Raw genomic sequence first — 19,348 nt, forward strand, 5'->3', positions numbered from 1 at the left:
GGCGGCGGCCCCCTGCCGTCAGACGGAGCCGAGTTCCCAGAGGAGCAGCTGGGCGGGCGTCGCGGCGAACACGTCGAGCCCCTCCGAGCCCGTGATCCGGGCGGAGTCCCCCGGGCCCAGCTCCTCGCCGCCGATCCGCACGTCACCGTCCACCACGTGCACGTACACCCCCACCGCGTCCGGCACAGCGGTGCGCTCCCCCTCGGCCAGCCTGCGCACGTGCAGCATCGCGCCCGCGGCCGGGAGGGCGTAGGGGGTGGAGTCGGCGATGCCGGGGACGATCGTGTACGAGGGCTCGCCGCCCGGGGACAGGGGCGCCAGCCACATCTGAAGGAACGTCAGCGGGTCTTCCCCGTCGTTGCGTTCGATGTGGCGGACCCCGGCGGCGGCGCTGAGGTGCTGGAGGTCGCCGGCCCTGACGACGGTGGCGTGGCCCGCCGTGTCGCGGTGGGTCAGCTCGCCCTCGACCACCCAGGTGACGATCTCGGTGTGGCTGTGCGGATGCTCGTCGAAGCCCGCGCCCGGAGCGAGCCGCTCCTCGTTGCAGGCCAGGACGGGTCCGAAGCGCAGATTGTCGGGGTCGTAGAAACGCCCGAAGGAAAAGGCGTGCAGGGTCTCGATGCCCGCGGAGGTTCCCGGGGCCGTTTCCCCGCCGCGGAAGCGGTCGCCGGAGCGGCGTACGTCCATCACGCGCCCACGGTAGCCCCGCCGGGTTGTTCACCGCAGCGACCCGCGGCTGCCCCGCCCCTCCGCCCCTGTGCCCTGATAAGGCAGTCTTGTGTCCGTGCCCCGACCCGATCCTGTGCAGCCCGCTGCGAACGACGCCCATCTGCATGCCGCGACCCTGAAACGGCTGGAGCAAGCCTCCGGCCGGCTGGCCGCGAACGCCATCGCCCGCATGGACGAGACGCTGCCGTGGTACCGGGCGATGCCCCCGGAGAACCGGTCCTGGATCGGCCTCGTCGCCCAGGCGGGCATCGCGGCCTTCACCGAGTGGTTCCGGCATCCGGAGACCCCGCAGGCCATTTCCACGGATGTGTTCGGCACGGCCCCGCGCGAGCTGACCAGGGCGATCACCCTGCGGCAGACCGTCGAGATGGTGCGGACGACGATCGAGGTCATGGAGACCGCGATCGAGGAGGTCGCCGCCCCCGGCGACGAATCGGTCCTGCGTGAGGCGCTGCTCGTCTACGCCCGGGAGATCGCCTTCGCGACCGCCCAGGTGTACGCGCAGGCCGCCGAGGCGCGAGGCGCCTGGGACGCCCGGCTGGAATCGCTGGTGGTCAACGCGGTGCTGTCCGGCGAGGCCGACGAGGGTGCCGTGTCCCGCGCCGCGGCGCTCGGCTGGAGCTCCCCCGAACATGTCTGCGTGGTGCTGGGCACCGCGCCCGACGGTGACAGCGAGCTGACGGTCGAGGCGATCCGCCGGGCCGCCCGGCACGCGAAGCTCCAGGTCCTCACCGGAGTGCTCGGCAACCGGCTGGTCGTCATCGCGGGCGGCAGCGACAGCCCCCTGCACGTCGCCAAGGCGCTGATCGGCCCCTATGCGGCCGGTCCGGTCGTCGCCGGGCCCGTGGTGCCCGACCTGCTGGCGGCCACCCGGTCCGCACAGGCGGCGGCAGCGGGACTCAAGGCGTGTTCCGCCTGGCAGGACGCCCCGCGTCCCGTACTCTCGGACGATCTTCTTCCGGAGCGCGCGATGGCCGGAGACCCCGCCGCGCGCGACCAGTTGGTGGAGGAGATCTACAGACCTCTCGAAGAAGCGGGTTCCGCCCTCCTGGAGACGCTGAGTGTGTATCTGGAGCAGGCGAGCAGCCTCGAAGGTGCCGCCCGGATGCTGTTCGTGCACCCCAATACCGTGCGCTACCGGCTGCGACGTGTGACCGACGTCACCGGCTGGTCGCCGTCCGACGTGCGGTCGGCATTCACGCTGAGGATCGCCCTGATCCTGGGGCGCTTGGCCGCCGGAGATCCTCAGTCCTAGACTTTTGTCGGACTTCAACAATTCCCCCGACGGTTCTTCGTCCCTGTCCCCACGGGCGTCAGGGACCGTCCACAAGAGAGAGTGTGAGGGTGCTCGTACTCGTCGCTCCCGGCCAAGGCGCTCAGACGCCCGGCTTCCTGACTCCCTGGCTCGACCTCCCCGGTGCCACCGACCGCATCGCGGCCTGGTCCGACGCCATCGGGCTCGACCTTGCCCACTACGGCACGAAGGCCGACGCGGACGAGATCCGTGACACGGCGGTGGCTCAGCCGCTGCTGGTCGCCGCGGGTCTGCTGTCGGCGGCGGCACTCGACGCCTCTCCCGGCGTCGTCGCCGGTCACAGCGTCGGAGAGATCACCGCCGCCGCTCTCGCCGGCGTCATCGACGACGAGGCCGCGCTCCGTCTCGTACGCACCCGTGGGCTCGGCATGGCCGAGGCCGCCGCGGTCACCGAGACCGGCATGGCCGCGCTCCTGGGCGGCGACCCCGAGGTGACGGTCCCGCACCTGGAGAAGCTGGGTCTGACCCCGGCCAACGTCAACGGTGGCGGCCAGATCGTCGCCGCGGGCACCGCCGCGCAGATCGCCGCGCTGGTCGAGGACAAGCCCGAGGGCGTACGCCGTGTCGTGCCGCTCAAGGTGGCAGGCGCGTTCCACACGCACCACATGGCTCCGGCCGTGGAGAAGCTGCGCGTGGCCGCCGCCGACCTGGTCGTGGCCGACCCGGCCGTGACGTACGTGTCGAACGCCGACGGCAAGGCGGTGGACACCGGCGCCGAGATCATCGCGCGGCTGGTCGGCCAGGTCGCCAACCCGGTCCGCTGGGACCTGTGCATGGAGACGTTCCAGCAGCTCGGCGTCACGACGCTGATCGAGGTCTGCCCCGGCGGAACACTCACCGGTCTCGCCAAGCGTGCGCTGCCCGGAGTGAAGACCCTGGCGCTCAAGACCCCCGACGACCTCGACGCGGCCCGCGCGCTCATCCTTGAGCACGCAGGCGCCTAAGGAGCCCGAGAGCATGTCGAAGATCAAGCCCAGCAAGGGCGCCCCGTACGCACGCATCATGGGTGTCGGTGGCTACCGGCCGACCCGTGTCGTGCCCAACGAGGTGATCCTCGAGACGATCGACTCGTCCGACGAGTGGATCCGTTCGCGCTCCGGCATCGCCACCCGCCACTGGGCCTCCGACGAGGAGACCGTGTCCGCGATGTCCGTCGAGGCGGCCGGCAAGGCGATCGCCGACGCCGGGATCACGCCCGAGCAGATCGGCGGAGTCATCGTCTCCACCGTCTCGCACTTCAAGCAGACCCCGGCCGTCGCGACCGAGATCGCCCACAAGATCGGCGCGGGCAAGCCCGCCGCCTTCGACATCTCCGCCGGCTGCGCGGGCTTCGGCTACGGCCTGACGCTCGCCAAGGGCATGATCGTCGAGGGCTCGGCGGAGTACGTGCTCGTCATCGGTGTCGAGCGGCTGAGCGACCTCACCGACCTGGAGGACCGCGCGACGGCCTTCCTGTTCGGCGACGGCGCGGGCGCGGTCGTCGTGGGCCCCTCGAAGGAACCGGCCATGGGCCCGACCGTCTGGGGCTCCGAGGGCGACAAGTCCGACACGATCAAGCAGACCGTGCCGTGGGACGAGTTCCACACCGAGCGTCCGGAGAAGTTCCCCGCCATCACGCAGGAGGGCCAGGCGGTCTTCCGCTGGGCCGTCTTCGAGATGGCGAAGATCGCCCAGCAGGCGCTGGAGGCGGCCGGGATCACTCCGGAAGACCTGGACGTCTTCATTCCGCACCAGGCCAACATGCGGATCATCGACTCGATGGTGAAGACCCTGAAGCTGCCGGAGCACGTCACGGTCGCCCGTGACGTGGAGACCACCGGCAACACGTCCGCCGCCTCGATTCCGCTCGCAATGGAGCGGCTCCTGGCGACCGGTCAGGCGAAGAGCGGCGACACCGCGCTCGTCATCGGCTTCGGGGCGGGTCTCGTCTACGCCGCGACGGTCGTTACCCTCCCCTAGTCACACCGGACCTTCCGGTCCGTACGCCCGAACCCTGAAGAAAACCACCGAAGGAGCGCCACATGGCCGCCACTCAGGAAGAGATCGTCACCGGTCTCGCCGAGATCGTCAACGAGATCGCCGGTATCCCGGTCGAGGACGTCCAGCTGGACAAGTCCTTCACCGACGACCTGGACGTCGACTCGCTGTCCATGGTCGAGGTCGTCGTCGCCGCCGAAGAGCGTTTCGACGTCAAGATCCCCGACGAGGACGTCAAGAACCTCAAGACCGTCGGCGACGCTGCCGACTACATCCTGAAGAACCAGGGCTGATCCAGCCCCGGTTCGTGTGTCGCCACCCGGCGGTGGCGCCGCTGATTCACGACCCTCTACACGTGGAGAAGATTTTCCAGTGAGCCCGACCAATCGCACCGTGGTCGTCACCGGTATCGGCGCAACCACTCCGCTGGGTGGCGACACCGCATCGACCTGGGAAGGTCTGATGGCCGGCCGTTCCGGCGTGAAGCCCCTCGAGGGCGAGCGCTTCGAGGAACTGCCCGTCCGGATCGCCGCCCTCGCGGCCGTCGACCCGGGCGATGTCCTGCCCCGCCCGCTCGCCCGCAAGCTGGACCGCTCGGCGCAGTTCGCGCTGATCGCGGCTCGCGAGGCGTGGGCCGACGCGGGTTACACCGGCAAGGCCGGCGAGGACGAGAAGGTTCGTCCCGAGCGCCTCGGTTCGGTCATCGCCTCCGGCATCGGCGGCGTGATCACCCTGCTCGACCAGTACGACGTGCTGAAGGAGAAGGGCGTACGCCGCGTCTCCCCGCACACCGTTCCCATGCTCATGCCCAACGGCCCGGCGGCCAACGTCGGCCTGGAGGTCAACGCCCAGGCCGGTGTCCACACCCCGGTCTCCGCCTGCGCCTCGGGTGCCGAGGCCATCGGGTACGCCGTCGAGATGATCCGTACCGGCCGTGCCGACGTGGTCCTCGCCGGTGGCACCGAGGCGGCCATCCACCCGCTGCCGATCGCGGCGTTCGCCAACATGATGGCGATGTCCAAGAGCAACGACGAGCCCGAGAAGGCCTCGCGCCCGTACGACACGGGCCGTGACGGCTTCGTCCTCGGCGAGGGCGCGGGCGTCGTCGTCCTGGAGTCCGCGGAGCACGCCGCCGCGCGTGGCGCCAAGGTCTACTGCGAGGTCGTGGGGCAGGGTCTGTCCGCGGACTCGCACCACATCGCGCAGCCCGAGCCCACGGGCCGCGGGATCGCCACCGCGATGCAGAACCTGCTCGACGCGACGGACCTGAAGCCGGCCGAGATCGTGCACCTCAACGCGCACGCCACCTCGACGCCGCAGGGTGACATCGCCGAGATCAAGGCCCTGCGCAAGGTCCTGGGCGACGACCTCGACCACGTCGCCATCTCCGCGACCAAGTCGATGACGGGTCACCTGCTGGGTGGCGCGGGCGGCATCGAGACCGTCGCCACGGTCCTGGCGCTGCACCACCGCGTCGCTCCGCCGACCATCAACGTCGACAACCTCGACGAGGACGTGGAGGCGGACATCGTCCGCGACGAGCCGCGCAAGCTGCCGGAGGGACCGATCGCCGCGATCAACAACTCCTTCGGGTTCGGCGGCCACAACGTCGTGCTGGCGTTCCGTTCGGTCTGACGCACAGTCCGTACGCGAGAAGCCCGCCTCCCCGGTACCGGGGAGGCGGGCTTCTCGTCGTTCCGGGCCGTTCCGGCGGCCGAGGAGCGGGGGTCCGGGGGCAGTGGGCCCGGGTCACACCACCTGGTGGAGCCAGCGGACCGGCGCGCCCTCGCCCGCGTGGCGGAAGGACTCCAGCTCGTCGTCCCACGGCTTGCCGAGCAGCTTGGCGATCTCCGCCTCCAGATCCGTCTCACCGCGCACGGACCGGGCGAGCGCCGCCCGCAGCCGGTCCTCGGGGATCAGGATGTCGCCGTGCATACCGGTCACGGCGTGGAAGATGCCCAGTCCGGGGGTGGAGCTGTAGCGCTCGCCCTCGGCCGTGGACGACGGCTCGGCCGTCACCTCGAAGCGCAGCAGGTCCCAGCCCCGGAGCGCCGAGGCGAGCTCCGACGCGGTGCCGGGCCGGGCCTTCCAGGAGAATTCGGACCGCCAGGTGCCGGGGGCCGCCGGCTGTCTGATCCAGTCCAGCTGGACCCGCACACCGAGGACACCCGCCACCGCCCATTCGACATGTGGGCACAGCGCGCGCGGTGCGGAGTGAACGTACAGAACTCCACGTGTCGTCACCGGGACCTCCAGTGTGGGACGAAGTTCGCCTTGCCCAGCGGCCTCGTGCCCGTACCGCCTCTTCCCGGTCGGCTCCCGAGGTTCTCATCAGTAAACAGCATCGGGAGTGAATCTCCTGAAAAAGGACAGTATGTGACGAGATGCAACGTACCGGAGCCACCCATATGTACGCGGGTGAGCAAGGCTCCACTGGGCCGACGGGGAAAAGCTACCGTGCGCCGGGGCCGGGCGTGTGACGTACCGTCGGTCCCGGGCCCTTGATTCGCACAGCTTTCACCCGGCAGGGCGCGGAGGCCCGCCACCTGCATCGCAGGGGTTTGCCGGAGGCATGGCCAGCGGCATAACCAGGGGCTTCGACCGGAAGGGACCAGGAATGCCGGAGCATGCGTCACGCCGCCGCAGGCGCCCCGCCGTTGCCGCGCTGGCGGCGGTTTCGCTGACCGCGGGCCTCGCGCTCACGGGCTGCTCCGGCGGCTCCGGGAGCCCGGAGGGGCGCGCGTCGGACGGCGCGCGCCGGGCCTCCCCCGCACCGGCCCCGCTCTGGGACCGCACACCGGCGTCGCTCGCCGCCGTCGGGGACTCCATCACCCGCGGCTTCGACGCCTGCTCGGTGCTGGCCGACTGCCCGGAGGTGTCCTGGGCCACCGGCACGGACAGCGGGGTGCGCAGCCTCGCGCTACGGCTGCTCGGCGCGTCGAAGGCGTCCTCGCACAGCTGGAACCACGCCGTTTCCGGTGCCCGGATAGCTCAGCTTCCGGAGCAGATGGCACGGGCGGCCGAGGAGAGGCCGGACCTGGTGACCGTGATGATCGGCGCCAACGACGCGTGCCGGGACTCCGAGCGGATCATGACGCCGGTGGCCGACTTCCGGGCCTCGTTCGAGGCGTCGATGCGGCAGTTGCGCGCCACCGCGCCGAAGGCGCAGGTGTACGTGTCGAGCGTGCCCGATCTGAAGCGCCTGTGGTCGACGGGGCGCACCAACGAGCTGGGCAAGCAGATCTGGAAGCTGGGCATCTGCCGGTCGATGCTGGGCGACGCGGACAACATGGACGCGGCGGCCGTGACGCGGCGGGACACGGTGCGGAAGCGGGTGATCGCCTACAACCAGGTCCTGGAGGACGTCTGCGCGAAGGACGCACGGTGCCGCTACGACGGAGGGGCGGTCTTCGCCTACCGGTTCACCGGGAAGCAGCTCAGCCAGTGGGACTGGTTCCACCCGGGCCGCAACGGGCAGGCCCGGCTGGCAGAAATCGCTTACCGCAATGTCACGGCCGACCGGCCGCCCGCGTAGGGTCCCTGATCATGACGACGGGTACAACGGGCACGGACATACACGCGGAGGACTACTCCGCCCTCGCCGACGGCACGGCCGTACGGCGCTGGACCCTGGAGCGGGACGGCACACGGGTACGCGTGCTGACGTACGGCGGCATCGTGCAGTCGGTCGAGGTGCCCGACCGGGACGGCGTACGGGGTCCTGTGGCACTGGGACTGCCGGATGTCGCGGCGTACGAGACCTTCTCCGGGCCCTATTTCGGGGCGCTGGTCGGGCGGTACGCGAACCGGATCGCGAGCGCCCGCTTCGTGCTCGACGGCACGGCCCGTCAGGTGACGCCCAACGAGGGCCGCAACCACGTGCACGGGGGGACCCGGGGCTTCGACAAGCGGGTGTGGGAGGCACGGGAGGTCCCGCACGGCGTGTGCCTCTCCCTGGTCGCCGAGGACGGCGAGGAGGGCTTCCCGGGGCGGCTCGCGGTCTCGGTGACGTACACGCTGGACGCGGGCGGGGCGCTGCGGATCGACTACCGGGCGACGACGGACGCGCCCACGGTGGTGAACCTGACGAACCACACGTACTGGAACCTGGCCGGCGCGGACGGCGCGAGCGCGCTCGGGCACGAGCTGCGGATCGCGGCCGGGCAGATCACTCCGGTGGACGGTGACTCCCTGCCGACGGGCGAGTTCGCCGCGGTGGACGGGACCCGCTTCGACTTCCGTGAGGCGCGGGCGGTGGGCCCGGCGTACGACCACAACTACGTGCTCGACGGGGCCACGGACGACGGCGTCGCGGCCGAGCTGTACGCGGCCGGGACGGGGCGGGTGCTGACGGTCCGTACGACGGAGCCGGGCATGCAGCTGTACACCGCCGACCACTTCGACGGGAAGCCGTTCGGGCCCTGTGCGGGCATCGCGCTGGAGACCCAGCACTTCCCGGACTCGCCGAACCGGCCCGGGTTCCCGAGCACGGTGCTGCGGCCGGGCGAGGAGTTCGTGTCGACGACCGTGTACGGCTTCTCCGTGCGCTGACCGGTGTCCCGGCCCCGTGGACGGAGTGGCTGCTCCGTCCACGGGACGCCGGTTCCTACTCCTTGATCTCCACCGGGGCGGTCACCCGGATGTCCGCGACGGAACGGGCGGCCTGCACCTGGTACGTGCCGGGGACGAGCTGCCAGCCGCCGGTGGTCTCGTCCCAGATCTCGTACGCCCTGCGGTCCAGCGGGACCGTCACCTCGACCGTCTCGCCCGGCGCCGCCCCGACGCGGGCGAAGCCGGCCAGTTGGCGGGCCGCCCGGCCGGCGGTCTCCGTCTCCGGCGCCAGATAGATCTGCACGGTCTCGGCACCGGGACGCGGGCCGGTGTTGCGGAGGCGGACGGTCGCGGACTCGGCGGTGGCCTCCAGGGACTCGTACGCCCAGCTGGTGTAGCCGAGGCCGTGGCCGAAGGCGTAGGCGGGGGCTGTGCCGGCCTTCTCCCAGGCCCGGTAGCCGATGAAGACGCCCTCCTCGTAGTGGAGTTCACCGCCGGTGGGGGTGGTGCCCGCGACCGGGACGTCGGCGAGGGTGGCCGGCCAGGTGGTGGGGAGCCGGCCGCCCGGTTCCGCTCCGTCCACGCCCAGCAGGACATCGGCGAGCGCGTGCCCCGCCTCCTGGCCCGGGAACCAGCTCAGCAGCACGGCGGCGACCTCGTCCCGCCACGGAAGCTCCACCGGTGAACCGGAGTTGACGACCACCACGGTCCTCGGGTTGGCGGCGGCGACCGCCCTCACCAGCTCGTCCTGGTGGCCGGGGAGCGCCAGGTCCGTACGGTCGAAGCCCTCGGACTCGACGTGTTCGGTGGTGCCCACGACCACGACGGCGGTGTCGGCGGCGCGGGCCGCCTCGACGGCTTCGGCGATCAGTTCGGCGGGGTCGCGGCGCGGGCCGAGGTGGACGAGGGAGAACGAGACGCCGGGGATCGGCGAGTCGGCGGCGAGGGTGTCGGGCACCTGGCGGAGGGAGACCTCGACCGGGACCCCCTCGGTGAGGGTGATCCGGGCGCGGTCCACGGGGTTGCCGAAGAACGCCTCGCCGGGGTCGGTGGAGCCGGTGACCCGGTGCACCCCGTCGTACAGGGTCTCGCCCGCGACCTTCAGGGTGAGGGCGCCGGTGCCGCGGGTGCCGAAGACGTGCTCGCCGGTCTCGCGCGGGACGAAGGTGCCGGTCACCTCGACGCTGTGGAGCGCGTCGAGGATGACGCCCTCCGGGACGTCGGTGCCGACCCACTGGACGGCGCCGTTGTGCAGCGGGGCCGTGCCGAGGACGGCCCCGGACCGGTCGTAGCAGACGGCTTTCAGCTCGAAGCCCTGCTCGGCGGCGGCGAGTTCGTCGTTCGGGTCGGCGCCGAGGCGGTAGTCGACCACGCCGTCCGGGAGTGCGGCGGTGAGGCCCGCCAGCGGGGAGACGATGTGGTCGGGGAAGACCTGGGCCGATCCGCCGCCGAGGACCCGGGCGTCGCGGGCGAGGGCGCCGATGAGCGCGACCTTGCGGACGGCCCCGGGGCGGATGGGGAGCGCGGCGCCCTCGTTGCGTACGAGGACGAAGGAACGGCGGGCGATCTCGCGGGCCAGCGCCTCGCCGTCGATGCCGGTCGGCGCACCGGCCGGGTCGACGGCGGGCGGGGCGCCGTCGAGGATGCCGACGCGGGCTGCGAGGAGCAGGACGTTGCGTACGGCTCCGTCGACGACGGCCTCGTCGACCCGGCCGGCCCGGACGGCGGCGGCGAGTGCCTCGCCGTACACCGTCCTGGGTCCCGGCATGGCGACGTCGAGGCCGCCGGTGACGGCGCCGACGGTGGAGCGGGCGGCCAGCCAGTCGGAGACGATGAAGCCGTCGAAGCCCCACTCGCCGCGCAGCACCGCGTTCTGGAGGTAGTGGTGTTCGGTCATGGTGGAGCCGTTGACCTGGTTGTAGGCGGCCATGATGCCCCAGGGGTGGGCGTTCTTGACGATCCGCTCGAACGGTGCGAGGTAGAGCTCGCGCAGGGGGCGCGGGGCGACGATGTTGTCGACGGTGAAGCGGTCCGTCTCGGCGTCGTTGGCCACGAAGTGCTTGACGGTGGTGCCGACTCCGCCGTCCTGCACGCCGAGCACGTAGCCGGTGCCGATCTCGCCCGTGAGGTACGGGTCCTCGCTGTACGCCTCGAAGTGGCGGCCGCCGAGCGGGGAGCGGTGCAGGTTGACGGTGGGTGCCAGGAGGACGTGGACGCCCTTGCGGCGGGCCTCCTGGGCGAGCAGCCGGCCGGCCCGGCGGGCGAGGGCGGGGTCCCAGGTCGCGGCGAGGGCGGTGGGCGAGGGCAGGGCGACGGAGGGGTCGTCGGCGGTCCAGCGGACCCCGCGGACGCCGATCGGACCGTCGGACATGACGAGCGACCGGAGTCCGATCGCGGGCAGCGCGGGCAGCGACCACATGTCCTGGCCGGCCAGGAGCCGTGCCTTGTCGTCGAGGCCGAGTACGGCGAGCGCCGCTTCCACCGCGGCCCTGCGGACCGCCTCGGGCGTGCTGGATGTGGACGCGTCTGCCACGGCCGTACCTCCTCGTCGAGTTACTGCGAAGGTCTCCATAGTGACGTCGATCCGAGTAGACCGGTAGTTTTAGTTATCATTTCGTTATCTGATGGGTCGGCACACCCTCCGGATGCCGTACGGTCCTGCTGACAGGGGCCGATGCGCACGGAAGGGGCCGGCGATGCCACGGGCCAGGAGCGAGGAGCGGCGGGCGGACATCCTCCGCGCCACCCTCGAAGTCATCGCCGAGCGCGGCTACCGCGGGGCCACGCTGAGCGCGGTGGCCGAGCGGGTGGGCCTCAGCCAGCAGGGACTCCTGCACTACTACCCCACGAAGGAGGCCCTGCTCGTCGCCGTCCTGGAGGACCGCGACCGGTGGGACACCGGCGGCGGAGGCAGCCGGGGCGACGGCCCGTGGCCGCTCGAACTGCTGGGCTCGCTCGTGGAGTACAACGCGATGCGCCCCGACATCGTCCGGACCTTCTCGGCACTGCTCGGCGAGAGCGTGGCGGAGGAACACCCGGCGCGGGACTTCTTCACCCGGCGCTACACACAGGTCCGCACGAGCATGGCGGCGTCGCTCCGCGCGGAGCACGGCGAGGAGTTGTCGGGCGGGCTGACCCCGGAGCGCGCCGCGACGCTGCTCGTGGCGGTGATGGACGGCCTGCAGTACCAGTGGCTGCTGGACCCGGACGCGGTGGACATGCCCGAGGCGTTCCAGGACTTCCTGCGCCTGCTCCGGGCCCGGCAGGACCGGGACGACAGACCCTAGCCGCGGGTCAGCGGGCCACGCCCAGGGTGACCCCGAGGCCCACGAGCACGGAGCCGATGGTCCGGTTGAGGACCTTCTGCCAGCGGAGCATCGCGGTGCGCAGCTGCGAGTGGGAGAAGAAGAGCGCCACCAGGCCGAACCAGCCGAAGTGCGCCACGGACATGAACAGTCCGTAGCCCGCCTGCTGCCAGACGGCCGTCTCCGGGCCGACGACCTGGGTGAACGTCGACACGACGAAGAGCGTCGTCTTGGGGTTCAGCGCGTTGGTGAGGAAGCCGGTACGCAGCGCGCCGAACGGGCTCAGCTCGGGCTTGGACGCCAGGTCGACGGAGAGATCGTTGCGGGCGAAGAACGTCCGCACCCCGATGTAGACGAGATAGGCCGCACCGGCCAGCTTGATCGCCGTGAACAGCGCGGTCGAGGACGCGATCAGCAGCCCGACGCCGAGCATGGTGTAGGTGACGTGCACGAGGACGCCCGCCGCGACTCCGGTGGCGGCCAGGAGGCCGGTCGTGCGGCCGTACAGATAGCTGTTGCGCACGACCATCGCGAAGTCGGCGCCGGGACTGATCACGGCGAGGACGGTGATGACGGCGACGGCGAATATCTCGGTCATGGGAGCGACCCTCTCTCAGCCCTTGTCGAGGCTGTGCGTGGACGGTGCGGGGTTCACGTCGTCGCGCCCGGGAACGCCGACCAGGTCGCGGACCAGCAGCGTGGCTCCGGCGACGGCGCCCGGCATCAGGAAGACCGCGACGAACGGGACGAGGAAGGAGAGCGTGAGCGGGACGCCGAAGCCGAGGACCAGCAGGCGCCGGCCGCGCAGCAGGGCGAGGCGGTCGGCCAGGACCATGCCCCGGCGCTGGAGCGCGACCGAGGTCAGCTCCTGGGCGAGGAAGTACCCGGAGACGCAGAAGCCGATCGCGGGGATCACGGTCTGTCCGAGGACGGGGATGAAACCGAGGGCGAAGAGCACCACCCCGTACAGCGCGACGCGCAGCAGGATACGGAGGGAGTCGCGGGCGGAGATCCACAGTTCGCGCCAGAGCGGCAGCCCGGACTCGGGGACCTCGCCGCCCTCACTGCGGTCGACCTCCTCGGAGAGCGACTCGTAGAAGGGCTGGCCGACAAGGAGCGTCACGGCGGTGAAGGTGATCACGGCGAGGAACAGGCCGAAGACGAAGACCAGCACGACCAGGGTGTTGCGCAGCAGGCCCAGCCAGGGCGAGGACCAGTCGTCGGCGAACGGGGTCGCCCAGCCCACGAAGTCGTCGGCCCCGTAACCGAGTCCGATCAGCGCGCCGGCGTACACGACGAGGGTGATCAGTCCGGGCAGCAGACCGAATCCGAACCACCGGCCGTGCCGGGTCACCCAGCGCTGACCCTTCATCAGATAACCGAAGCCCACCCCGAGATCACTCATGCGGGTCAGCGTACTTGTGCGAACCATTGACACCTCCCCTGGCCCACATTACGGTCACGCCAGCATTTCGAACGAGTGACGAAATATCGAACAACCGAGAGGCGTCTTCCGTGCGCATCACCGGAATCAGTACCCATGTCGTCGGCACGCCCTGGCGCAACCTCACCTATGTGCAGGTTCATACCGACGAGGGCCTCACCGGCGTCGGAGAGACCCGGATGCTCGGACGCACGGACGCGCTCGTCGGCTATCTGCACGAGGCGGCGGCGAACCACGTGACCGGGTCCGATCCGTTCGCGGTGGAGGATCTCGTACGCCGCATGAAGTACGGCGACTACGGGCGGGCCGGGGAGATCGTGATGTCCGGCATCGCGGTCGTCGAGATGGCGTGCTGGGACATCAAGGGCAAGGCGCTGGGTGTCCCGGTCTGGCAGCTGCTCGGCGGGAAGGTCACCGACCGCGTCAAGGCGTACGCGAACGGCTGGTACACCACCGAGCGCACCCCGGAGGCGTACCACAAGGCCGCCCGGGCGGTCGTGGAGCGCGGTTACCGGGCCCTGAAGATCGACCCGTTCGGCACCGGCCACTTCGAGCTGGGGCAGGAGGAGACCCGGTACGCGGTCTCCCTCATCGAGGCCGTGCGGGACGCCATCGGCCCCGACACCGAGCTGATGCTGGAGATGCACGGCCGCTTCAGCCCCTCGACGGCGGTGCGGATCGCCCACGAGATGGCGCCGTTCCGGCCCGCGTGGCTGGAGGAGCCGGTGCCGCCGGAGAACCTCAAGGCGCTGAGCAAGGTCGCCGAGAAGGTCGACCTGCCGATCGCGACCGGTGAACGCATCCACGACCGGATCGAGTTCCGCGAGCTCTTCGAGTCGCAGGCCGCCGACATCATCCAGCCGGACGTCGGCCACATCGGCGGCATCCTGGAGGCCCGGAAGCTCGCCGCGACCGCCGAGACCCACTACACGCTCGTCGCCCCGCACAACGTGGGCGGCTCCGTACTGACCGCCGCCAGCCTCCAGCTGGCCGGCTGCACACCCAACTTCAAGATCCTCGAACACTTCAACGACTTCGCGGACGCCGACATCAAGAAGGTCGTGAAGGGCGCGCCGCAGGTCGACCCCGCCACCGGCTGCTTCGAGCTGTCGCACGCCCCCGGGCTCGGCGTGGAGCTCGACGTGGACGCCGCGGCCGAATTCCCGCAGCAGCAGGCCCGGTTCGACCTGTGGGCGGACGGCTGGGAGAAGAGGCAGCCCAAGTGAGCCCGCTGTCACGGTCGTTGACCGTCGAGCGGCCGGGACTGCACCGCCTCACGGAAGGCCCCCTTCCCGAGCCGGGGCCCGGCGAGGTCAGGGTGCGGGTCGCCGCCGCCGGGATCTGCATGAGCGACCGCGAGGTCTACGACGGCCACCGCGACGCCGCCTATGTCCGCTATCCGGTGGTACCCGGCCACGAGTGGTCCGGGACCGTCGACGCGGTGGGTCCGGGCGTCGATCCCGCACTGACCGGCCGGCGGACGGTAGCGGAGGGCTTCCGGGCCTGCGGGCGGTGCGAGCGGTGCCGCTGCGGTGAGACCTCGCTGTGCACGGCCGGGTACGACGAGACCGGGTTCACCCGGCCAGGCGCCTTCGCCGACCACGTGGTGGTCCCGGCCCGGCTGCTGCATCCGCTGGCCGACGACGCGGACCTGCGGGCCGCCGCCCTGCTGGAGCCGGCCGCGGTGGTCGCCGCGGCGGTGCGAGCCGGGGCACCCGAACCGGGTGAGCGGATCGCGGTGGTGGGCGCCGGGACGCTGGGACTGCTCGCCGTGCAGCTGCTGGCCGCCGTGTCGCCGGGGGAACTGACCGTGATCGACCCGCGGGAGGAACGGGCTGCGCTGGCCCGGGACTTCGGGGCGAGCGACATCCGCACCCCGAAGGAGTCCGAGGAGCTGCGGGGCCGCTACGACCTGGTCGTGGAGACCGCCGGAGCGGCGACCACCGCCGCCGACGCGTGCCTGCTGGCGCGGCGCGGCGGGCGCGTGGTGCTCACGGGCATGTTCACTCCCGGGGCCGTCGGGATCGACCCCGTACATCTGTCGCTGAGCCAGCTCACCGTGCGCAGCGTGTTCGGAGCGCCGTCGGCGGCCTGGTCGTACGCGGTACGGGCGTTCACCGCCGGGATCCTCGATCCGGCGCCGCTGATCACCCACGAGTTCCCGCTGGAGCGTTTCGCGGAGGCCGTGGCCCTCGTCGGGGCCGGGGGTCCGGAGACCGGGAAGGTGCTGCTGCGCCCGTGACGGCTCCGCCCCGGTCGTACGGCGGGGCGAAACGCCCGGTCACCCCGTACCGGCGCACACCCAGCGATTCGAACCTTGTCCGAAATACCGAACATGAAGGACCAGTCGTGAACGACGCCCTCGCTGCCCCCTCCGGCCCCCGCCGCCCCGGCGGAGCCGCGCTCACCGCGCTCGGCCTCGGCGCCGCGGCCCTCTCCCCCGCCGACGCCTCGCCCCACGCCTTCCCGGACGGGGGCACCTGGCGCACCGAGATCCCGTCCGTGGAGGGTCCGGAGGCGCTCTCCGTCGTCCTGAAGGAGTCCGCCGAGCTCGGCCTCCCCGTCCACCGGGTCAGTCAGGGCAGCGGCGTCTGGATGCTCACCGATGCCGAGATCACCGAGATGGTGGCGGGCTGCGCCGAACGCGACATCGAGCTGTGCCTGTTCACCGGGCCGCGCGGCACCTGGGACACCGGCGCGTCCACGCGCACGGACTCCGGCGGCGCGGGGCTGCGGGCCCGGGGCCACGACGCGCTGGCCGGTTGCGTCGAAGACGCCGTGCGCGCGACCGAACTGGGCGTGAAGTGCCTGCTCGTCGCCGACGAAGGGGTCCTGTGGACCCTGCACCGGATGCGCGGCCAGGGGCTGCTGCCCGCCGACACCACGCTCAAGGTGTCGGCGCTCATCGGCTCGGTGAACCCGGCCGCCGTACAGGTGCAGGAGCGGCTCGGCGCCGACTCGGTCAACGTCCCCTCCGACCTGACGCTCGCCCACTTCACCGAGATCCGGCGGGTCAGCCGCGTACCCCTGGACCTCTACGTGGAGGCGCCCGACGACCTCGGCGGATACGTCCGGATGTACGAGGCGGCCGAGCTGATCCGGCGCGGCTCCCCGCTCTACCTGAAGTTCGGGCTCAGCAGGACGCCCGGCATCTACCCCTACGGCCGGCAGCTGCGCGAACTCGCGCTCGCCACCGCGCGGGAACGGGTCCGCCGCGGGCGGCTCGTACTCGACCTGCTCGCCCGGCACGGCGCCGACGGCGGCATGTCGCCGCTCGGCTCGCGGCTGCCGGGAGAGCTGCACCGATTCCCGAACAGCTGACATCCGTCCGGAACCACAGAGAGGAGCTGATCACTATGCGCATACGCGGAGCCGCCGTGGCCGCAACCGCCGTCACCCTGGGGCTCGTTCTGACCGCCTGCGGCCAGGAGGCCAGAGGCGGAAGTCGCTACCGGGCCGACGACGGCAAGGGCGGCACCATCGGCCTTGCCATGCCCACCAAGTCGTCGGAACGCTGGATAGCCGACGGCGAGAACATGGCCGCGCAGTTCAAGAAAGCCGGCTACACGACCGACCTCCAGTACGGCGACGACAAGGTGGAGAACCAGGTCGCCCAGCTGGAGAACATGATCACCAAGGGGCACCGGCTGCTCGTCGTCGGCGCGATCGACGGCTCCGCGCTCTCCGACGTCCTCCAGAAGGCGCACGACGCGGGGATCCCCGTGATCTCCTACGACCGCCTCATCACGGGCACGAAGTACGTCGACTACTACGCCTCCTTCGACAACGAGAAGGTCGGCGAGCTCCAGGGCCAGTACATCCTGGACCAACTGGAGCTCGACGAACCGGAGAAGGGCGCCGGCGAGACGTACAACATCGAGCTGTTCGCCGGGTCGCCCGACGACAACAACACCAAGTACTTCTGGAACGGCGCCATGAAGGTGCTCACGCCGTACCTGAAGTCCGGGCAGCTCGTGGTCCGCAGCAAGCAGACGCGGATGAACCAGGCCACCACCCTGCGCTGGGACGGCGGCACCGCGCAGAAGCGGATGGACGACCTGATCAGCAGGAGCTACGGCACCGAGAAGGTCGACGCGGTCCTCTCCCCGTACGACGGCATCTCGATCGGCATCATCTCGGCCCTGAAGAGCGCCGGTTACGGCGGCAAGGACCTGCCGGTCGTCACCGGGCAGGACGCCGAGCTGGCCTCCATCAAGTCGATCATCGCGGGCGAGCAGACGCAGACCGTCTTCAAGGACACCCGCAAGCTCGCCAAGCAGGCCGTCCAGATGGGCGACGCGGTCCTCACCGGCAAGAAGCCCGAGGTCAACAACGTGACCGACTACAACAACGGCGTGAAGACCGTGCCGTCCTTCCTGCTGAAGCCCGTCTCCATCGACGCGACGAACACCCAGCTCCTCATCGACGAGGGGTACTTCACCAAGGGCCAGCTCAAGTGACCCGCCCGGCACTGGAGATGCGCTCCATCACCAAGACCTTCCCCGGGGTCACCGCGCTCTCCGAAGTGAGCCTGACCGTCGGCGCCGGGGAGATCCACGCGATCTGCGGCGAGAACGGCGCGGGCAAGTCCACCCTGATGAAGGTCCTCAGCGGGGTTCATCCGCACGGGAGTTACGAGGGCGAGATCCGCTTCGAGGGCGAACCCGTCGCGTTCAGGGACATCCGGGCCAGTGAGCGGCACGGCATCGTGATCATCCACCAGGAGCTGGCGCTCATCCCCCATCTGTCGATCGCCGAAAACATCTTCCTCGGCAACGAACTGCGGAGCAGACGGGGCTTCATCGACTGGAACGGCACCCTGCGCGAAGCCTCGCGGCTGCTCGCCCGGGTCGGGCTCGCGGAGAAGCCGCAGACCCCGATCTCGGACATCGGTGTCGGCAAGCAGCAGCTGGTGGAGATCGCCAAGGCCCTGTCGAAGAAGGTGAAGCTGCTCATCCTGGACGAGCCGACCGCCGCGCTCAACGACGAGGACAGCGCGAAACTCCTCGGCCTCATCCGGGAACTGCGCGAGCAGGGCATCGCGAGCATCATCATCTCCCACAAGCTGGGCGAGATCCGCGAGATCGCCGACTCGGTGACGATCCTCCGCGACGGGCGGACCATCGAGACGATGACGGTGCGGGAGAGCCCGGAAGCGGAGCCCGAGCTGTCGGAGGACCGCATCATCCGCGGCATGGTCGGCCGCGACCTCGACCACCGCTTCCCCGAGCGGACGCGGTACGAGGGCGAGCACGGTACGGCGCTGAAGGTGAGCGGCTGGACGGTCCGGCATCCCGTCGACCACCAGCGCAAGGTCGTCGACGACGTCTCGCTGACCGTGCGCCGGGGCGAGATCGTCGGGATCGCGGGCCTGATGGGCGCGGGACGCACCGAGCTGGCCATGTCGGTGTTCGGGCGCTCGTACGGGAGTTACGTCGCCGGGGACGTGGAGGTGAACGGCACGGCGGTCCGCACGAGGACCGTTCCGGAGGCGGTCGCGGCGGGTATCGCGTACGTCACCGAGGACCGCAAGACGTACGGCCTGAACCTCATCGACACCATCAACCGCAACGTCTCGCTGGCCTCACTGCCCGGCATGGCGAAGCGCGGCATCGTCGACGAGCACCAGGAGCGCCTGGTCTCCGAGCGCTATCGCGCCTCGATGAACATCAAGGCGCCCACGGTCTTCGAGCAGGTGGGCCGGCTCTCCGGCGGCAACCAGCAGAAGGTCGTGCTGAGCAAGTGGATCCATGCCGACCCCGAGGTGCTGATCCTCGACGAGCCCACCCGGGGCATCGACGTCGGGGCGAAGTCCGAGATCTACGGCGTCATCGACCAGCTCGCCGCCGCCGGCAAGGCAGTGCTCTTCATCTCCTCGGAGCTGCCCGAACTCCTCGGCATGTGCGACCGGATCTACACGATGGCCGAAGGCCGGCTGACCGGTGAGGTCAACCGGGCCGATGCCACCCAGGAAGCCCTGATGCGCCGGATGACGCGCCAGACGTCAGAGAACAGAAGCTGAGGCCG

Annotated in this window: 18 protein-coding genes; 13 read left to right on the forward strand and 5 right to left on the reverse strand. The window is 70.9% G+C overall.

Going from position 1 to position 19,348, the window contains the following annotated elements; genetic code table 11:
* Positions 1 to 18: 18 nt before the first annotated feature.
* Positions 19 to 690, reverse strand: coding sequence for a pirin family protein (locus OG230_RS11070; RefSeq protein WP_328910001.1), 672 nt, complete (start codon positions 688 to 690; stop codon positions 19 to 21).
* Positions 691 to 784: 94 nt separating this feature from the next.
* On the opposite strand from OG230_RS11070, the gene OG230_RS11075 reads away from it, so the two are divergent.
* From OG230_RS11075 to fabF, 5 genes are all read left to right on the forward strand, one after another.
* The gene (locus tag OG230_RS11075) at positions 785 to 1,984 is read left to right on the forward strand and encodes a PucR family transcriptional regulator (protein WP_328910002.1); all 1,200 of its coding nucleotides are present in this window, start codon (positions 785 to 787) and stop codon (positions 1,982 to 1,984) included.
* Between the two features lie 89 nt (positions 1,985 to 2,073).
* Positions 2,074 to 2,988 carry an ACP S-malonyltransferase gene (locus OG230_RS11080; RefSeq protein WP_328910003.1) on the forward strand — a complete coding sequence of 305 codons (915 nt, stop codon included), beginning with the start codon at positions 2,074 to 2,076 and terminating at the stop codon, positions 2,986 to 2,988.
* Between the two features lie 13 nt (positions 2,989 to 3,001).
* Positions 3,002 to 4,003 (forward strand): ketoacyl-ACP synthase III, encoded by a 1,002-nt coding sequence (locus OG230_RS11085; protein WP_328910004.1) that lies wholly within the window; start codon positions 3,002 to 3,004, stop codon positions 4,001 to 4,003.
* 62 nt (positions 4,004 to 4,065) lie between these two features.
* Positions 4,066 to 4,314, forward strand: a complete 249-nt coding sequence (locus OG230_RS11090; RefSeq protein ID WP_307127216.1) for an acyl carrier protein — start codon at positions 4,066 to 4,068, stop codon at positions 4,312 to 4,314.
* A gap of 79 nt (positions 4,315 to 4,393) precedes the next feature.
* Positions 4,394 to 5,656 (forward strand): beta-ketoacyl-ACP synthase II, encoded by a 1,263-nt coding sequence (fabF, locus tag OG230_RS11095; RefSeq protein WP_328910005.1) that lies wholly within the window; start codon positions 4,394 to 4,396, stop codon positions 5,654 to 5,656.
* 114 nt (positions 5,657 to 5,770) lie between these two features.
* On the opposite strand, the gene OG230_RS11100 is transcribed toward fabF, so the two are convergent.
* On the reverse strand, positions 5,771 to 6,265 hold the full coding sequence (locus OG230_RS11100; RefSeq protein ID WP_328910006.1) for a DUF3145 domain-containing protein: 495 nt from the start codon (positions 6,263 to 6,265) through the stop codon (positions 5,771 to 5,773).
* A gap of 373 nt (positions 6,266 to 6,638) precedes the next feature.
* Between OG230_RS11100 and OG230_RS11105 the strand changes: the two genes are divergently transcribed.
* Complete coding sequence (locus OG230_RS11105) at positions 6,639 to 7,556, forward strand: SGNH/GDSL hydrolase family protein (protein ID WP_328910007.1); 918 nt, start codon at positions 6,639 to 6,641, stop codon at positions 7,554 to 7,556.
* Between the two features lie 11 nt (positions 7,557 to 7,567).
* Positions 7,568 to 8,572 (forward strand): aldose epimerase family protein, encoded by a 1,005-nt coding sequence (locus OG230_RS11110; protein ID WP_328910008.1) that lies wholly within the window; start codon positions 7,568 to 7,570, stop codon positions 8,570 to 8,572.
* Between the two features lie 55 nt (positions 8,573 to 8,627).
* Here the strand turns inward: OG230_RS11110 and OG230_RS11115 are convergent, their stop codons facing one another.
* Positions 8,628 to 11,105, reverse strand: coding sequence for a glycoside hydrolase family 3 protein (locus OG230_RS11115; protein WP_328910009.1), 2,478 nt, complete (start codon positions 11,103 to 11,105; stop codon positions 8,628 to 8,630).
* A 163-nt stretch (positions 11,106 to 11,268) separates the two neighbouring features.
* On the opposite strand from OG230_RS11115, the gene OG230_RS11120 reads away from it, so the two are divergent.
* Positions 11,269 to 11,859 (forward strand): TetR/AcrR family transcriptional regulator, encoded by a 591-nt coding sequence (locus OG230_RS11120; RefSeq protein ID WP_328910010.1) that lies wholly within the window; start codon positions 11,269 to 11,271, stop codon positions 11,857 to 11,859.
* 7 nt (positions 11,860 to 11,866) lie between these two features.
* On the opposite strand, the gene OG230_RS11125 is transcribed toward OG230_RS11120, so the two are convergent.
* Positions 11,867 to 12,475, reverse strand: a complete 609-nt coding sequence (locus tag OG230_RS11125) for a LysE family transporter (protein ID WP_328910011.1) — start codon at positions 12,473 to 12,475, stop codon at positions 11,867 to 11,869.
* A 15-nt stretch (positions 12,476 to 12,490) separates the two neighbouring features.
* The gene (locus tag OG230_RS11130) at positions 12,491 to 13,282 is read right to left on the reverse strand and encodes an EI24 domain-containing protein (protein ID WP_328910012.1); all 792 of its coding nucleotides are present in this window, start codon (positions 13,280 to 13,282) and stop codon (positions 12,491 to 12,493) included.
* Between the two features lie 110 nt (positions 13,283 to 13,392).
* Between OG230_RS11130 and OG230_RS11135 the strand changes: the two genes are divergently transcribed.
* The 5 genes from OG230_RS11135 (at position 13,393) to mmsA (ending at position 19,343) form a co-directional block, all read left to right on the forward strand.
* Complete coding sequence (locus OG230_RS11135) at positions 13,393 to 14,547, forward strand: mandelate racemase/muconate lactonizing enzyme family protein (RefSeq protein ID WP_328910013.1); 1,155 nt, start codon at positions 13,393 to 13,395, stop codon at positions 14,545 to 14,547.
* Complete coding sequence (locus OG230_RS11140; RefSeq protein WP_328910014.1) at positions 14,544 to 15,563, forward strand: zinc-dependent alcohol dehydrogenase; 1,020 nt, start codon at positions 14,544 to 14,546, stop codon at positions 15,561 to 15,563. The genes OG230_RS11135 and OG230_RS11140 overlap by 4 nt, the downstream gene beginning before the upstream one ends.
* 107 nt (positions 15,564 to 15,670) lie before the next feature.
* Positions 15,671 to 16,642, forward strand: coding sequence for a hypothetical protein (locus tag OG230_RS11145; RefSeq protein WP_328910015.1), 972 nt, complete (start codon positions 15,671 to 15,673; stop codon positions 16,640 to 16,642).
* A gap of 35 nt (positions 16,643 to 16,677) precedes the next feature.
* The gene (chvE, locus tag OG230_RS11150; protein WP_328910016.1) at positions 16,678 to 17,781 is read left to right on the forward strand and encodes a multiple monosaccharide ABC transporter substrate-binding protein; all 1,104 of its coding nucleotides are present in this window, start codon (positions 16,678 to 16,680) and stop codon (positions 17,779 to 17,781) included.
* Positions 17,778 to 19,343, forward strand: coding sequence for a multiple monosaccharide ABC transporter ATP-binding protein (mmsA, locus tag OG230_RS11155; protein WP_328910017.1), 1,566 nt, complete (start codon positions 17,778 to 17,780; stop codon positions 19,341 to 19,343). Before chvE ends, mmsA begins: the two co-directional genes overlap by 4 nt.
* Positions 19,344 to 19,348: the final 5 nt, after the last annotated feature.

The organism is Streptomyces sp. NBC_00234 (assembly GCF_036195325.1).
Taxonomy (GTDB): Bacteria; Actinomycetota; Actinomycetes; order Streptomycetales; family Streptomycetaceae; genus Streptomyces.

Excerpts from the sequence above, each read along its gene's own strand:
- OG230_RS11085 (WP_328910004.1), top strand. The coding sequence starts at position 3,002 with ATGTCGAAGATCAAGCCCAGCAAGGGCGCCCCGTACGCACGCATCATG.
- OG230_RS11090 (WP_307127216.1), top strand. The coding sequence starts at position 4,066 with ATGGCCGCCACTCAGGAAGAGATCGTCACCGGTCTCGCCGAGATCGTC.
- OG230_RS11105 (WP_328910007.1), top strand. The coding sequence starts at position 6,639 with ATGCCGGAGCATGCGTCACGCCGCCGCAGGCGCCCCGCCGTTGCCGCG.
- OG230_RS11110 (WP_328910008.1), top strand. The coding sequence starts at position 7,568 with ATGACGACGGGTACAACGGGCACGGACATACACGCGGAGGACTACTCC.
- OG230_RS11120 (WP_328910010.1), top strand. The coding sequence starts at position 11,269 with ATGCCACGGGCCAGGAGCGAGGAGCGGCGGGCGGACATCCTCCGCGCC.
- OG230_RS11125 (WP_328910011.1), bottom strand. The coding sequence starts at position 12,475 with ATGACCGAGATATTCGCCGTCGCCGTCATCACCGTCCTCGCCGTGATC.
- OG230_RS11130 (WP_328910012.1), bottom strand. The coding sequence starts at position 13,282 with ATGAGTGATCTCGGGGTGGGCTTCGGTTATCTGATGAAGGGTCAGCGC.
- chvE (WP_328910016.1), top strand. The coding sequence starts at position 16,678 with ATGCGCATACGCGGAGCCGCCGTGGCCGCAACCGCCGTCACCCTGGGG.